Below are 16,536 nucleotides of genomic sequence, written 5' to 3'. Positions count from 1 at the left end.
ATGTTGGCGGGCGTATTATATAGCCAGGACATGAAAAATATATTTTAAGATATATAAGTTAAGACCTATTATTTCTTAAAAGATGGCTTAAAAACATTTACAATATTAAGTTTCTTAATAAAGTGTAAATAATATATTATGAATCATAACTTATTAAGTGCCTTCTACTAGTAGGAATATTTCATAAAAGCCAATTTTAAAGAATCTTTAGGTCTTAGCTTGTGGCTGAATTATTTAGTCCGAATTTAGAAAGGAAGTTAGAAATGAAAAAAATATCTAAATTTATTTCCTATCATCCAAGATTAGTTTTACTTATTATGACCTTATTGCTCATTCCTTCTTGGATAGGATATAAGTCTACTGGTGTCAATTATGATATCTTGTCATATTTGCCAGCTGATCTAGAGTCCACCCAGGGCCAGGAAATCTTGGATAAGGATTTTAAAAATGCTGCTACGGGCATGCTAATCCTTAAGGGGACTGACCATGATGCGGATGTGCTTAAAAATGAAATCCTTAAGATTGATGGGGTGGAGGATGTAATTTCCAAGTCTTCTATACTTGGCGATACGGTTCCAAATGAATTTTTGCCAGATGAAATCAGGGATGCCTTTTATGCGGAGGATTCTACCCTGCTTATGGTTAAATTTTCTGAATCATCTTCATCTATAAGGACTATGGAGGCTATTGATGCCATAAAGAGCCTTGAGTCTAAGGAAAAATACCTAAGCGGGATTTCTTCTTTGGTTAAGGATACTAAGGATTTGATTGATAAGGAAACTCCAATCTATGTGGCTCTTGCTGTTGCACTTGCCCTTGTGGTCTTATCCTTTGCCAACGAATCAACTATTATCCCATTTTTGTTTATGCTAAATATTGGCTATGCGATTTTGTATAACTTTGGGACCAACTTATTCCTTGGGGAAATTTCCTATATTACCAAGGCTATTGCAGCTGTTTTGCAGCTGGCTGTTACTACAGACTATTCGATTTTCCTCTATCACAGGTATGTAGAAAAGAAGAGGAAAAATGAAAGCAAAAACGAGGCTATGGCCAAGGCCATTGATTCAACCCTTGCGTCTATCTTTGCCTCATCCCTTACTACCTTTGCAGGATTTTTGGTCCTCTTACTTATGCAATTAGGCCTTGGTAAAGATATTGGCTTGGTAATGAGTAAGGGCGTACTTTTGGGCCTTATTTCAACAGTAGTTGTCTTACCACCAATGATTTTGATGGCAGAAAAACTTGTAAATAGGTTTAACCACAAGGTCTACCTACCTAGTTTTGAAAGAACAGCCAATTTTACAATTAAAAATAGGAAGAAACTCTTCATAGTATTTTTGCTCTTGTTCCTACCAGCTATCTACGGGTCAAGGAATACCGACCTTTACTACAACTTAGATAGGTCTCTCCCTCAAGATTTGGATTCAATAGTTGCGCTAAATAAGATGAAAAAGGACTACAAGATGGCTTCAAGCCACTTTATAGTAGTAAAAGATGACCTATCAAAGACATCTGTTAATTCCATGATTGAAGAAATTGAAAATGTGGATGGGGTTAACAATGTACTTAGTATAAATTCTATGACAGGCCTAACCCTACCTAGCGAATATTTACCAGATAAGCTTAAGAAGAATTTTGAGCAAGCTGGCTATCAGATGATAATGGTAAATTCCAAATATCAGACAGCCTCAGATGAGGTAAATAAGCAAATTTCAGCTATAGATAAGATTGTGAAATCCCATGACCCAGAGGGCAAGCTCACTGGTGAAGCAGTTCTTACAAAGGATTTGACAATATTATCAGACAGGGACTTTAAAATGGTAAATATCGTATCAATCGCAGTGGTATTTTTAATCATTGCCCTAGTCTTTAAGTCACTTGCAATTCCAATAGTTTTGATTGCTGCAATTGAGTTAGCTATTTTTATAAATATGGGAATCCCATTTTATTTTGGCCACACCATCCCATTTATTACATCGATAATTATAGGGGTAGTTCAATTAGGTTCAACCATTGACTATTCAATCCTGATGATGGATAGGTTCCTCTTTGAATATAAAAAGCACAGAAATCTCGAAAAGGCCCTCGACCTTTCAGTCAGGGAAACTTCAAAATCAATTGTTACATCAGCCCTAGCCTTTTTTGCGGCGACAATTGGCGTTGGTATCTATTCAAAAATGGAGATTGTTTCGACTATTTGTATTTTCTTGGCAAGAGGTGCGATAATTTCAATGCTTGTAATTATTATCTTCCTACCAGCATTAATTGGAATCACCCTTCCATTTATAGAAAAAACTACTAAAGGATTAAAGAAAGGAAATGAAAATGAATAAAAAATTTACAAAGGCCCTTGCAGTTTTAAGCGTAAGCGCAATCCTTGGAGGTAATATAGCTTACGCTGCTGAGCCTAAGGCTAGCAAAAATGAAACAGTTTATGTAAGCAAGGAAGCAGGGGAGATTAAAGATAAGACTGTTTCTGTTTGGATAAATAAGGATGAGAAGTCCAAGATTAAGGATAAATCAGACCTTAAGGATATCAAAAATCTAGAGACCGATGAGAAAATCGAGGCCAAGGATGGCCAGATTGACATAGATAGTGATGTCAAAGACTTTTATTACCAAGGTAAGACTGACAAGGACTTGCCAGTGGATGTGGAAATAAAATACCAACTTGACGGTAAGGATATAACTTATAAGGACCTAGATGGGAAATCAGGTAAGCTAAAAATCACCATAAGTGCCCATAATAAAGTAAAATCTAGCCTTAAGTCAGGAAAAATTATCTATTCACCTTACCTAGTTGCAAGTGAGATGACCTTTGCTGATGACCAGGTTAAAAATATTAAGGCTGATTCTGCAAAGATTATAAAAGATGGCAAAAACCAGATAGTTACAGGCATCCTAACACCTGGAATGAGGGATAATTTCGATGGAATCCTTGATAACGATAAGCTCGATAAGTTTAAAGATGAGATTGAAATTGAAATGGAAGTTGAAAATTTCAAGCCAAGCGAGGCCTATCTTGTAATTACTAATGAAATTTTCCAAGATGGTAAGACTTTAGATTCCTTTGATGACCTTGATCAAGGGATAGGGGAATTAACAGCAAATGCAGGCAAACTAGTCGATGCATCAGCTAAGCTTAAGCAAGGATCAGCTAGCCTAAATCAAGGCCTTGGAGATCTTGCTGGTGGAGCTGATAAGCTAGCAAATGGTTCCCAAAGATTAAAGGCCGGCTTTGATCAGATGAATGGTGCCTTTGCAGGACTTCCAGAAAAAATTGGCCCAATGCAAGAAGCCATAAGTGCCCTAAATAATGGAGGGGCAAGGCTAAATGCAGGCCTTGGCCAATATACAGGAGGTGTGGCTGAAATAAATTCAAATATGACCGCCCTTTTGGAAGGAGCTGATGGCCTAAATCAAGGAGCAAATGACCTAGATGCTGGAATTAACGAGCTTAGCCAGGGTCTTGTAAGTATGAAAGAAAAAATATCTGAGGGATCTGATGGAAATGATTTGGCAGAATTTGCTAAGGGCATTAAGGACCTAAAGGCAGGAATCGATGACTTTAGCCAAAAAATAGATCCTATGGCTGAGTCCTTAAATAAGTTAAGTGCTGGCTTAGAAGAGGCAAGCAAGTCTCAAGCTAGTCTTGCGGGAGGTCTTGAAAAACTAAATGAGGCAAGCCAAAATGCCCCATCTAGCCAAGCAGCCCTAGCAAGTATAAATGAAAAGGCGTCTGCTCTTGAAAATCAAATAGTAAGTCTAGAGGGGAAAAACCAAGACGGATCCTTGACAGGGGAGATTGAAAGCCTAAGGGCCATCCAAAGTGGACTTTATAAAGATGCTACAAATCTTGCTGCAAGTGCCAAGGCAAATGCCAGTATCTCAGCTGGTTTAAATCAATTAAGTAAATCTTCAAATGACCTTTCATCAGGTTTAGGCAAATTAAATCAAGGCTTAGCAGAAATGGCTAGTCAAGTAAATGCTTCTAAGCAAGAGTTAAACCAGGCATCAGAGGCCCTAGGAGCAGGACTTGCCAAGCTTGACCAAGGCTTAGAAAAAAGCGACTTGATGAAATTAGCTGAGGCCTTCGACCAATTAGACCAGGGACTTTCTAAATTAAAGGCAGGTTCCGAGAAATTAGCAGCAGGCACCAGCAGGAATAAGGAAGGTGTAGAAAAACTTGCCCAAGCCTTAAATCTTCTTGATTCAAAATCAGAAGAATTAAAGACAGGATCAGAACAATTGGCAGGTGGCCTAAGTGAATTTAATGAAAGATCTAAGGCCCTAAAAGACCTAACATCTATAAATGACAAGGCCTTAAATCCAATGACCCAAGGCCTAAACGACCTAAATAAAGGAATCCTGGACCTAAGAGCAGGAGCTTTAAAATTAAAAGAAGGATCTGACACCTATAAGGTAAAATATGACGAATTTGACTCAGGCCTTAGAAGATATAAGGCAGAAGGCATAGATAAATTAGAAGAAAAAACTGGCGATTTAGACAAGGCCAAAGAAGTCCTAGACCAAATGTCAGACCTTGCTAGGAAAAATAATTCAATCTCAGGCACAAACGATGAATTTGAAACAAGGTCAAGGATTATAGAAAAGATTAGATAAGAAAATTAATGTTGAAAAACAAGGGATTTGTTATATAATAATATCAAGAGAAGCCACCTCTTACAAAGCAAAGTATAAGAGTAGTGATATAACTCACTAAAAAATACCCCAGCTGCAATCTGGGGTATTTTTTGTTATTATTTGTTCATAGAATCCCAATACTTGCTTACAAAAAGCAGGATTAGTCCCACGAACAATGGAAAATAGAAATTTTCCCAAAGTATAAGAGTTAGCATTATAACTCACCTCCCTCCACCTAAATAAAATAGAGTGTTAGGCAAATATATTATATCATAATTTGCTAGGTGGGGACAAATAGATAAGCTTGAAAAATGTGGGATTTGTTATATAATAAAGATAAGAGAAGCCACCTCTTACAAAGCAAAGTATGGAATTCGTGATTAGATTTCACTAGAAAAGACCCCAGGTGATGACTGGGGTCTTTTTGATTATTTGTCCATAGAATCTAAAATCTTGCTTACTAAAAGCAATATTAGACCTACAAACAATGGAAAATAGAAATTTTCCCAAAGTATGGAATCCATCATAGATTTCACCTCCCTCCACCTAAATAATATAGGATGTTAGGCAAGTTTATTATATCATATTTATATATTTAAACACAAAAAAGCTGGTTAAGGTTATTTCTCTTACCAGCTTTTATTTTTTATTCTTCTACAAAGGTAATTTTGCCTTCTTCTAGTTTTGCAATTCTTGCTAGAGAATAGATATCTACGCCCATTTCTTCTACAAGGGCCCTACCATCTGAGAATGATTTTTCTACAACTATACCTAGGCCTACAGGGTTGGCGCCTGCTTGTCTACATAGGGCTACCATGCCTTTGGCTGCTTGGCCATTAGCTAGGAAGTCATCGATCATGAGGATGTTTTCTCCTTCTTTTAAGAAGTTTTTGTCTACTATTAGCTCATTTGTGACTTGTTTGGTAAATGAATATACGCTTGAGTGGTAGACATCTTCACTTGTTGTGAGAGATTGTTTTTTTCTTGCAAAAACACAGTTTACTTCTAGTTCTAGGGCTGTAGCAAGGGCTGGAGCTATACCAGATGATTCAACAGTTAGGACCTTATCGATGTTTTTGTCTTTAAAGTAGGCAGCAAACTCTTCCCCCATTTTATGTATAAGTTTGGCATCTATCTGTTGGTTTAAAAATGAATCTACCTTTAGTATGTTTGGACCAATAACAATTCCGTCTTTGAGAATTCTTTCTTCTAGTTCTTTCATCATATCTCCTTATCATATCAAATCAATATTTGTAAGCTTTTTATAATTATAATTCTTTTCTAAAATTAGTCAATTTTTGAGAAGTTATGATTGTTTTTGATTGACTTTGAATGAATTTGATGTTATAATATTAACATGATATTAGAAAAAAGATTAGATCTTATAATTTCAACCCTCAACAAAGAGGAGAAGGTATCAAATAAGGTCCTAACTGAAAAGCTTAAGGTAAGCGAATCGACTCTTAGGCGTGACCTAGATTATTTACAAAAGCAAGGCAAGATAAGAAGAGTGCATGGAGGTGCAGTTCTTAATATCAATCCTAGCGAGCTAAATTATCTTGACAATGAAAGGGTCCACACCAAGGAGAAGGCAGCAATTGCCAAAAAGGTTTCAGGCCTTATAGGAGATGCCAAATTTATTTATTTAGATGCTGGTTCTACCTGCCATCAAATCCTTGACTATCTGGATATGACAATGGATATAAAGATAGTAACAAATGGCCTTATGCATGTAGAAAAGCTGATTTCTAAAAATATCCCAACCCTCATTCTAGAAGGGGAGATAAAGCCTTCAACAATGGTGATAACTGGGATTAAGACCTTAGAATCCATAAGCTCTTACAATTTTGACCTAGCCTTTATTGGGGCCAATGGTTATGATGAGGAGGGCTTTTATACAGCAGATATTAATGAGGCTGTAGTTAAGGCAAAGGCAATAGAAAATTCGACTAGGGCCTATGTCTTGGCAGATTCTTCTAAGGAAAATATCAAGTACTTCGCAAGGATAGCAAAAAGGGAAGATGTAGAACTAATAAGGGAGGAAGGATGATTTACACAATTACGACAAATCCATCAATTGACTATATCATGAGATTTGATAAGTTTAGCGATGGGGCCACAATCAGGGCTTATGAAGATGAAAAATATCCTGGTGGCAAGGGGATTATGGCAAGTAAAATCCTCAAAAACCTCGGAGAAGACCCAATCAATCTGGGCTTTGTGGGTGGTTTTATTGGAGAATATATAGCAAGTGGTGTAAGAGACTTGGGTCTTAAGGAAAAATTTGTAAGGATTGCAGACAATTCAAGGATCAATGTCAAATTAAAATATGACCACGAAACAGAAATCAATGCCAAGGGCCCAAACATTTCCAAGGGAGAAGTGGAAGAATTTTTTGCAAGCCTTAAGGAAATTAGTGGAGATGATATTATAGTTATCTCGGGTTCCCTTCCTTATAGCCTTGATGAAGATTTTTATAAAAAGGTCATAGAGGCTACAGGGGCAAGATTTACCATAGATATAGCTGACAAGAGGGTTTTAGACTACCTAAAATACAAGCCACTTCTAATTAAGCCTAACAAGGAAGAGCTTGGAAAGATTTTTGAAACAGAAATCACTGATGAAAATATGGTAAAATACGCCAAAAAGCTCAACCAGCTTGGGGCGCAAAATGTAATAGTTTCTCTAGGAGCGGAAGGGTCTATATTTGTAGATGATAAAATCGCCCTAAGGGCTAAGCCTATCAAAGGAAAGCTTGTAAATTCAGTAGGTTCTGGAGATAGTATGGTGGGAGGCTTCGTCTACGGACTTGTAAATGCTTACGATAAGACAGATGCCTATAAGCTTGCAGCAGCCTGTGGAAGTGCAACAGCATTTAGTCCTGATATAGCTGAAAGGACAATGATTAACAATATTTTAAGGGAAGTAGAGGTAGAAGAAATTGGAAATTAGAGATTTACTCAAAAAGGATCTGATGATCCTAGACTTAAAAGCAGACAGTAAGGAAGCTGCTATCGATGAAATCGCAGCAAAGTTTTTTGAAAAAGGCTATGTAAAAAGTGCAGAAGACTTTGCAGCTGGCCTTAGAGAAAGAGAAGCCCAAGGCTCAACAGCTCTTGGAGAATCAGTAGCCATCCCTCACAGCAAAAACGCAACAGTAATAGAACCTGCAGTTCTCTTTGCTAGAAAAATCGGAGGACTTGATTACGATGCCCTTGATGGGGAGGCGACAGAAATATTTTTTGCAATAGCAGCTCCAGATGGGGAAAATAACCTCCATGTTGCAACACTTGCAGTATTATCAAAGATGATAATGAAAGATGGCTTTATCGCTGACCTTAAGAAGGTAGAAAATCCTGATGATGTCTATAAGGTAATCGAAAAATATTCAGAAGCTAAAAAAGAAGAAGTCGTTGAAGCTTCTCCAGCTGATAAAAAAGCTTGCAATATCCTAGCTGTAACAGCTTGCCCAAATGGTATTGCCCACACCTACATGGCCCAAGAAGCCCTAGAAAAGGCAGCAAAGGCCAAGGGAGCAAATATCAAGGTAGAAACAAATGGATCTGATGGAATCAAAAATAGACTTACCCAAGCAGAAATAGATGCGGCTGATGTTATAATAATTGCAGCAGATAAAAAGGTAGAAACAGCCAGATTTAACGGCAAAAAGCTAATACAAAGACCAGTATCAGATGGTATTAGAAAGGCAGATGAGTTAATTGACCAGGCCCTAGCAGGCAAGGCCAACATCTACCACGAAGAAGGAGCAAACAGCCAAGAATACGCCGAAGAGGGCCAATCCCTAGGACAAAAAATTTACGGCGACCTCATGAATGGTATTAGCCACATGCTACCATTTGTAATCGGTGGTGGAATTTTAATGGCAATCTCCTTCCTAATAGAAAGATTTGCAGGAAATGAATCAGTGGCCTTCACCTTCCTAAACGGACTTGGTGGCGATGCCTTCAATTTCTTAATTCCAATCCTAGCAGGCTACATTGCCTACTCAATAGCTGATAGACCAGGCCTAATGCCAGGTATGGTTGCAGGACTTATGGCGAGTCGTGGAGCAGGCTTTATTGGCGGCCTAATCGGAGGTTTCATAGCTGGTTATGTAGTAAACTTTCTGAAGAAAGCTTGTAAAAACCTACCAAAGGCTGTAGAAGGCCTAAAACCAATGCTCATCTACCCAGTTCTTGGTCTATTTATAGTTGGGGCAATCATGTTCTTTGTAATAGATCCAATTTTTACTGGAATAAACACAGCTATCAATAACTGGCTAACAGGACTTGGCGGAGCAAACATGGTAATCCTTGGTGCCCTCCTTGCAGCAATGATGGCAGCAGACATGGGTGGTCCAATCAACAAGGCAGCCTACGCCTTTGCAATCGGAGCCTTCACAGATACAGGAATTGGAACCTTTATGGCAGCTGTAATGGTAGGCGGCATGGTCCCACCAATTGCCATAGCTTTTGCTACAACTTTCTTCAAAAACAAATTCAATGAAGAACAAAAGAAGACAACAATTACTAACTATATCCTAGGCGCATCCTTCATCACAGAAGGAGCAATCCCATTTGCGGCAGCAGAGCCACAAACAGTCCTTCCATCATGTATAGCAGGATCAGCCCTAGCTGGCGCTATAGTAGGATATTTCGGAGTAAGCGCTCCAGCCCCACACGGAGGAATCTTCATCCTTCCAGCAATGTCAAGCCTAAACCAAGCCCTACTCTTTGTAGGTGCAGTAGTAATAGGTGCTGTAGCCGGAGGCCTAATCCTTGGAGCAATCAAGAAAAAACCAGAATAATAAGATAGCTAAGATTTTAAATCATTAATAATATTGACGGATCTTTAAAAAGTCTAAGATAGAAAAAAGACGAGGAATGAAAATGTCCTCGTCTTTTTATAATAAATTTTATTTTTCGATTGTCATTGCGTTGATTTGGTCACATGCTTGCCATACTGGTGTGATGACATCAAAGCCCTTAATCCTGTTTGAATATCCTGTGTGGAATACATTTGAATATAGTGGGATTTCTGGTAGGTAGTCGTTATACCATTTTTGGAATTCTTCCCACTTATCTAGGTAGCCTTCTTTGTCAGATGGATCTGTTTTTCTTAAACTTGCAGTTACTTCATCTGCTTTTGAATCGTTGACCTTGCTTCTGTTAAATGGTCCTTCTGATGAGTAGTAGAACCATGGGTCAAATGGTGTAGCAAAGTCTGAAGCCATTGAAAAAGCTGTATATTGTGCATCTTCTTTTGGGAAACTCAAATAATCCATTAGGGTTGAGAATGAGCCTGCTGTCACATTATATTCCATACCAGCTTGCTTAGCATTTGGAGGAAGTTGGTTTGATATTAGGGTTGTAATTGGTGATTGTTCTGCTCCATATTGGTTAACAACGAGCTTGTTTCCATTTTCGTCATACCTATAATAGTCGAAGCCATCTTGGTTTTTGTTAAATTCATCTAGTGCTTTTGCCTTATCCCATGGACTCTTGCCGTCTTTTTCGAACTTGTAAGGAGTTTTGTCTAATAATTCATTTGCCTTATCAATATTTAAAACCCAGTTTGTAAGTTTTTCTTGTAAATCTGCTCCTCTTTCCTTATACATCCATTGGCTTTGGCCATACATACCATTTGTTACTACACCATAACCACCTAGGAAGGCTTGAACAAATTCGTTCCTGTCCATTAAGCTTGCTATAGCTTGTCTTACTTCTTTGTATTTAGTTGCTCCTCTGTCTGTTAAAAAGATTATATTTCCATAACCATTTCTTTCATAAGAAGATAAGCCTATTTTTCCAGCCTCTTGTGCTTTTTTGAGTTGGGCAATTTTTCCGCCATCAGTTTCAGCTTCCCAAATGTCGATGTCGCCATTTTCTAGTAGGTCTGGTCCTATATTTCTATTAACCAATTGAACTATGATGTGAGGTATGCTAGCTTTTTGGCCTTTGAAATTGCCTTGGTAATTCTCATTAAGGTCAAGTTTAACCATGTTATTTTCAAATTTATTGAACTTGTAAGGACCGCAAGTTACTGCAGGATTAAATCTGTAATCGCTTGTTTCTTTTATCATGGCTTCTTCAATTAGAAGTCTAGTTGGGTCAACATCTCCGCTTTTACGAGCTTCGAGGTCTTTTTCTTTTTGATCTAATTCTTCTTTAGCTTTTTTGTAATCTTCGCTTTCCTTATCCTCTCCTTCATTGTCTTTGTCAAAGTTTTCTTTTAGGAGGGCAATTTGATTATCTATAGATTTATTGTAATTTTCTTTGTCCTTGTCAGTCACTTGGTAACCTTCTTTAACAACAAGTTTCTTGCCATCTTTTGATACAGCCAAGTTTTGACCAATATAGTGAAGAGGTGTTGGGCCTGCATTAGATAAGGCTTGGGCTTCAAAATATGGTAATTGTGAAGCATCAACTGTGATAGAGAAAGTATAATCATCAATCTTTTCTAGACCTTCAAATGAGTCTGTATCACCCTTTTTGAAAGCCTCGAATCCCTTAAGAGAATCACCACCAACATTTAAAGAGCCTGTAAGAGTGTTAAAGTCTTTATCAGATTCTAGTAGGATTCCAAAAAGATAATCATCAGCTGTAATAGGCTCGCCATCTGACCATTTCAAATCTTTTTTGATTGTGTATTTGGTGGTCATAGACCCATCTTCATTCTTGATGAGCTCAGGTTCTTTTTCTAGGGCTGCGGTATTTGTTTGGAACTGACCATATTCATCTATAACATAACAATTATAGCCATTATTTCCTTCAATACCCATAAACTTTCTAACATTTACATCATTAGCGTCATTATTGTAGCCTTGGATGAAGTCTCCATTAATAGTGCTAACACCCAAAACTATGGTATCATCAGCTGTCTGCTTTTCAAAATCATCAAGATTTTCTTTTTGACCATCCTCTAAAGGTTGGGCATCCTTGTTTTCCTCTTGTCCACTTGCCCCATTTCCCGCATCGTTTGTAGAATTTGAATTGGATCCACAAGCCGAAAGACTTAGGACTAAAGCCAAAGCCAATAGGGATGAATAAAGTTTTTTGTTTTTCATACTAACCTTCCTTTTATCTATGTATATTTTATAAATATTTAAAACTCTACTCTCATTATTCATTCGGGTCAAAGATTTTTGTATATATATTAATTTCCTTTTTTAAATTTAGTAGATTCTTAGGTGTGGCAATATCAGGATAAAGGACTTTGCACTTTCGATTTTTTCTTTTCCTAAAGTGTTTATATTCATCTTTTATTCGTATTCTTATCTTGGTATTTATAATATGTTTGTATATAAATATATTTATATAGATTTTTTAATTTTTAAGTAAAAGTTAATCTTGATTAATTTACTAGGTCTTGTATAATCTAAATATAATAAATTGACATGAAAAAGAAGAGAATATATAAGCGAGTATTACAGAGAAAGTTAGGTAGCTGAGATAACTATATGAGCAATATATTTATGCATCTTTGAGTCGGGTAGGCGAAAATAGTAGCTTATCACAGGTTCGCCTGTTATAGCGAGCGGAGTTATTTGACTCCCATGAGCTTTTCTGATTATAGAAAAGGAATTAAGGTGGAAACACGATTGCACTCGTCCTTTATTTGGGGACGGGATTTTTTTTACTCAATTTATGATGGTTTGTTGCAATAATCCTCCATTGAGAGGTGAATTTATAGAAAGGTGATATATGAAATATTTAGCAGTAGCAGTAGTCTTGGCTTTGTTTTTTGGCCTAAGTCTACTTAAAAAACGTGGATCAAAATTTTCCACAAGGGTAATTTTAGGTTCAATCCTAGGTCTAGGAGTAGGATTTATCTTTAAGGGAGAAACTGAGCTTGTAGGAATCTTTGGAGAAATCTATGCCAACCTCCTCTTTGCCCTTGTAATTCCATTACTTTTGACATCTGTTATAAAGGTGGTGGTATCAAGCGAAAACCTAGCCAAGCTTAAGAGCTTGGGTCTAAAGACAGTTGGAATCTTAAGTCTTCACAATATATTAGGTTCCTTAATTGGTCTAATTTTAGCTCTTAGTTTTTCAATCGGAAGTGGGGCAAATATTCCTTTGCCAGAAGCGGCAGAAGCCAAGGAAGTACCAAGCTTTGCCGAAGCAGTGGTAGGATTTTTCCCAAAAAACATTATAGATGATGCAGGAAATGGTAGGGTAATTCCAATAATTGTCTTTGCTGTTTTAATCGGTCTAGCTGTTTTACAATTAATCGAACACGGTAAGGAAGAGGAAACCAAGCCTTTTGTAGCCTTTATCGAATCATTTTCAGCAGTGATTAATAAGCTAATCGGCTTTGTCACAGACTTTACCCCATATGCGGTTCTTTCCTTAATAGCAAGGGCTGTAGCAAGGATAGACTACACAGCTATCAAGCCTTTAGTCTTTATCCTAATCCTAACTTATCTGGCAAGTGGGATTCATTCCTTTGTAACAACCGGTGCCCTTTTAAGCATCTTTGCTAAGGTAAACCCAGTCCACTTTTTCAAAAAGCACTTCCCAGTCCAAACCATAGCCTTCACCACCCAGTCATCAGTAGGAACAATTCCTGCCAATGTCGCAAATCTTGAAGAAGAACAAGGTGTCGCAGAAGAAATAGCATCCTTTGTAGCCCCAGTTGGAGCAACCATGGGTATGCCAGGTTGTGCGGGCTTTTGGCCAGTAATGACAGCAGTCCTTACAGCCAATGTATTAGACCTAGGTTGGGGAATATCAAATTACGCTAGCCTTATAATAGTAGCCCTTCTTGTGTCCCTAGGCACAGTAGGAGTTCCAGGCACAGCCACAATTTCTACAACAGCAGTCTTTGCAGCCATGGGCCTACCGATAGAAATGGTAGTAATCCTAGCTCCAATCTCATCTTTAGCAGATATGGGAAGGACTGCTACAAACGTCACAGCAGCAGCCTCCTCAGCAGTAATTGTTGCAGCAAGTGAAGGTAAGCTTGATAGGGAAAAATATAATAAATAAGAAAAAAGCTATTGCGGGAATTTTAAATTCTCCAATGGCTTTTTTAAATACTTAAACAATAATTAACTTAACATCATGTTTTTCAAGCATTTCGATAGTTTTTCTTTCTATTTCATCATCGGTAATCACTAGGTCAATCTTATCTATATCTCCGATTTTAAAATTAGCAAGCTTAGAAAACTTGGAAGAATCACACACAAGGATGTTTTTGCTAGTAGATTCATTGATCATATACTGATTAATCTCAACCTCATCCATAAGAGAAGTTGTAAGTTTTCCGTCAGGAGTAACACCTGAAATACCTATAATTGTAATATCAGATGCAAGATTTTTAAGGTTGTTAATAGTAAAGGGACCGGTTAGGGCGTTTTTAGGATAAGAAATCTTACCCCCAGTTAGGGTTACAGTTACGTGAGGATCTAGGTCAAGATTAAGGGCCTTGCCATTGTTAGTAATAACATTAATTCTCTTGTTCTTTAGGTATTTTAAAACAAGAAGGGCGGTAGATGATGAATTTATAAATATATCATCATATTCATTAATAAATTCGGCGCATTTCTGAGCTATTCTTTCCTTTTTTTCTTCTACAATTAGGTCTTGAGGATCTTCTTTGGTATTTACCTTAGCACCACCATAAAACCTGTCGATTCTTCCTATAGATTGGAGGAAGTTTAAGTCCCTTCTAATAGTGATTTCAGATACATCGAACTCATCTACTAGTTCTTGGGTAGTTACTTCTTCTTTATTTTTAATATAAGCTAGGATATTATCCCTGCGCCTATCCACAATTGATTTTTTTATTTTCATAAATACCTCTTTTATTTATCTACCTATATGATATTGCTTTTCAATTGAAAAATCAAAAAAATCATATAATTATGTTTAAAGAGTAAAAAAAATCATATAAAGACAGGGAACGGTCAGATAATACTGACCTTTTCGACCGTTATTTTTTATGTATATTTGGAAATTAAGAAATATTCATACAATTTATCTAAGAACAATCAAATAATTCGTAAAATATAATGAAATAGGACAGATTTATGCTTGACCAATCATATAGGATGTTATATTATAATATCAGATAGAAAGTTATTATATATTTTAATGAGGAGGCAACATGAGTCAAATTGATGAAATTACCAGAGAAAAGTGGATTTTGGGTGCTTTTCCTGAGTGGGGAACATGGTTAAATGAAGAAATTGATGAAGAAATAGTAGAAAAGGGAACCTTTGCTATGTGGTGGATAGGTTGTACAGGTATTTGGTTTAAGACAGAAAATAACACCAATATAGCAATTGACCTATGGTTTGGTAATGGTAAAAGAACTAAAAAAGTAAAGGAAATGGCTCCTTATCACCAAATGAGAAATATGACTGGTGGCAAGGCTTTACAACCAAACCTAAGAGCAAATCCTATAGTTTATGATCCATTCGCAGTTACTAAAGTAGATGCAGTTTTATCTACACACTATCATAACGATCATATCGATCCATTCTTCGCTGCAGCTGTACTTAAAAATTGTGCTGATGATGTTCCTTTCATAGGTCCAAAAGAATCAGTTAAGAAATGGCTATCATATGGAGTACCAGAAGAAAGATGTATAACTGTTAAACCTGGCGATGAAATAAAGATTAAGGATACAACAATAATTGCCCTTGATTCTTTCGATAGGACTTGCTTAGTGACTACAGAAGTTGGAGAAGATATAGAAGGTGTTTGCCCAACAAATATGGATGAAAAGGCAGTTAACTATTTAATCCAAATGCCAGCAGGAACAGTATATCACACAGGTGATTCACATTTCTCAATTGGTTATGCAGAAGTTGGAAAGAAATATGACATAGATATAGCCTTTGGTTCTTATGGAGATAACCCTGTAGGAAACCAAGATAAGATGACCTCTATTGATATCTTAAGAATGGCTGAATCAGTTGGATGTGAAGTAGTTATTCCAATCCACCACGATGTTTGGACAAACTTTAAGGCAGATCCAAAAGAGATCAAATACCTATGGAACTACAGAAAAGACAGGTCAAAATATAAGTTTAAACCATATATTTGGGATGTCGGTGGCAAGTATGTATGGCCAACAATGAAGGATGAGCTTGAATATAGGTATAGACCAGGATTTGAAGATGCATTTGAAAATCCAAGAAACGTACCATTTAAGTCGATACTATAGGAGAAAGATCAAAGTAGGCTGAGATTAAAGGTTATCCTTTAATCTTGGCTTAAAATAGAAGAGGAAATTATGTTTGACGAAATAATCGAAAAAGGTTTATATGATTTTTGTGATGAGTTTGATTCTTGGGAAGAAGCTATCAGAAAGTCATGTGAGAAGTTGATTGAGAAAAATATTGTTGATGAGAGATACCCACAACAGGTAATAGATACCGTTGAGAAATACGGACCTTACATAGTTTTAGTTCCAGGAGTGGCTATGCCACATTGTCAGGAATGTGCAGAAGGGGTAAACGATACCGCTATAGCTTTTATGAAAGTAAAAAAAGCTGTAGTTTTTGATGAGGATGATAGGGATAAGGATGCAAAGTTGTTTTTTACAGTTGCAAGCGTTGACCCAGAAAAACACCTTGAAAACATAGGCAAGTTGTCAGAAATCTTGTGTGATGAAGATGTTATAGCTGCATTGGAAAAAGTAGAAAACCTTGAGGACCTTAAAAAGGTTAAAGAAGAATTTAATATCTAGGGGGAGTTATGAATATAGTTTTAGATATTTTAATGGGTTTTGTAAAAAACGTTCTCACTAAATGACCTGAACCCGTAAACACGGAATAATTTAATAATATTTTAAGCGGAATGTAATCTGTACATAACAGGGGACATTCCGTTTAATTTTGTTTTAATCCTATCCTCATTGTACCATCTAATATATTTT

At 36.9% G+C, this 16,536-nt stretch carries 12 protein-coding genes and 1 other annotated feature; of the genes, 8 read left to right on the top strand and 4 right to left on the bottom strand.

Going from position 1 to position 16,536, the window contains the following annotated elements; translation table 11 throughout:
• Window positions 1-263 precede the first annotated feature (263 nt).
• Window positions 264-2,336 carry an efflux RND transporter permease subunit gene (locus NH288_RS10050; protein WP_265215076.1) on the top strand — a complete coding sequence of 691 codons (2,073 nt, stop codon included), beginning with the start codon at window positions 264-266 and terminating at the stop codon, window positions 2,334-2,336.
• Window positions 2,329-4,626, top strand: coding sequence for a hypothetical protein (locus NH288_RS10045; RefSeq protein WP_265215075.1), 2,298 nt, complete (start codon window positions 2,329-2,331; stop codon window positions 4,624-4,626). Before NH288_RS10050 ends, NH288_RS10045 begins: the two co-directional genes overlap by 8 nt.
• 667 nt (window positions 4,627-5,293) lie before the next feature.
• Here NH288_RS10045 and NH288_RS10040 read toward each other — a convergent pair.
• On the bottom strand, window positions 5,294-5,869 hold the full coding sequence (locus NH288_RS10040; protein WP_106461672.1) for a xanthine phosphoribosyltransferase: 576 nt from the start codon (window positions 5,867-5,869) through the stop codon (window positions 5,294-5,296).
• Between the two features lie 135 nt (window positions 5,870-6,004).
• Between NH288_RS10040 and NH288_RS10035 the strand changes: the two genes are divergently transcribed.
• From NH288_RS10035 to NH288_RS10025, 3 genes are read left to right on the top strand one after another with little or no spacing between them, the layout of a single operon-like run.
• Entirely contained in the window at window positions 6,005-6,697 is a 693-nt protein-coding gene (locus tag NH288_RS10035; RefSeq protein WP_265215074.1) for a DeoR/GlpR family DNA-binding transcription regulator, read from the top strand.
• Entirely contained in the window at window positions 6,694-7,599 is a 906-nt protein-coding gene (gene pfkB / locus NH288_RS10030) for a 1-phosphofructokinase (RefSeq protein ID WP_265215073.1), read from the top strand. The genes NH288_RS10035 and pfkB overlap by 4 nt, the downstream gene beginning before the upstream one ends.
• On the top strand, window positions 7,589-9,454 hold the full coding sequence (locus NH288_RS10025) for a fructose-specific PTS transporter subunit EIIC (RefSeq protein WP_265215071.1): 1,866 nt from the start codon (window positions 7,589-7,591) through the stop codon (window positions 9,452-9,454). Before pfkB ends, NH288_RS10025 begins: the two co-directional genes overlap by 11 nt.
• A gap of 108 nt (window positions 9,455-9,562) precedes the next feature.
• Here NH288_RS10025 and NH288_RS10020 read toward each other — a convergent pair whose 3' ends face one another.
• Window positions 9,563-11,713 (bottom strand): ABC transporter substrate-binding protein, encoded by a 2,151-nt coding sequence (locus tag NH288_RS10020; RefSeq protein ID WP_265215069.1) that lies wholly within the window; start codon window positions 11,711-11,713, stop codon window positions 9,563-9,565.
• A 322-nt stretch (window positions 11,714-12,035) separates the two neighbouring features.
• Window positions 12,036-12,264, top strand: a binding site (T-box leader).
• Window positions 12,265-12,350: 86 nt separating this feature from the next.
• Here NH288_RS10020 and NH288_RS10015 point away from each other — a divergent pair.
• The gene (locus NH288_RS10015; protein WP_265215067.1) at window positions 12,351-13,637 is read left to right on the top strand and encodes a dicarboxylate/amino acid:cation symporter; all 1,287 of its coding nucleotides are present in this window, start codon (window positions 12,351-12,353) and stop codon (window positions 13,635-13,637) included.
• 51 nt (window positions 13,638-13,688) lie between these two features.
• Here the strand turns inward: NH288_RS10015 and NH288_RS10010 are convergent, their stop codons facing one another.
• The gene (locus NH288_RS10010; RefSeq protein WP_265215066.1) at window positions 13,689-14,444 is read right to left on the bottom strand and encodes a DeoR/GlpR family DNA-binding transcription regulator; all 756 of its coding nucleotides are present in this window, start codon (window positions 14,442-14,444) and stop codon (window positions 13,689-13,691) included.
• A 313-nt stretch (window positions 14,445-14,757) separates the two neighbouring features.
• Between NH288_RS10010 and ulaG the strand changes: the two genes are divergently transcribed.
• Complete coding sequence (gene ulaG, locus NH288_RS10005) at window positions 14,758-15,822, top strand: L-ascorbate 6-phosphate lactonase (protein ID WP_265215065.1); 1,065 nt, start codon at window positions 14,758-14,760, stop codon at window positions 15,820-15,822.
• Window positions 15,823-15,891: 69 nt separating this feature from the next.
• A complete protein-coding gene (locus NH288_RS10000; RefSeq protein ID WP_265215064.1) occupies window positions 15,892-16,347 on the top strand; it encodes a PTS sugar transporter subunit IIA in 456 nt (151 codons plus the stop codon).
• Window positions 16,348-16,448: 101 nt separating this feature from the next.
• On the opposite strand, the gene NH288_RS11430 is transcribed toward NH288_RS10000, so the two are convergent.
• Entirely contained in the window at window positions 16,449-16,529 is an 81-nt protein-coding gene (locus tag NH288_RS11430; protein ID WP_414731760.1) for an IS3 family transposase, read from the bottom strand.
• Window positions 16,530-16,536 lie beyond the last annotated feature (7 nt).

The organism is Anaerococcus sp. NML200537, from assembly GCF_026131715.1.
In the GTDB taxonomy this organism is placed as follows: Bacteria; Bacillota; Clostridia; order Tissierellales; family Peptoniphilaceae; genus Anaerococcus; species Anaerococcus kampingae.
This window is presented reverse-complemented; position numbering and strand designations above follow the sequence as displayed.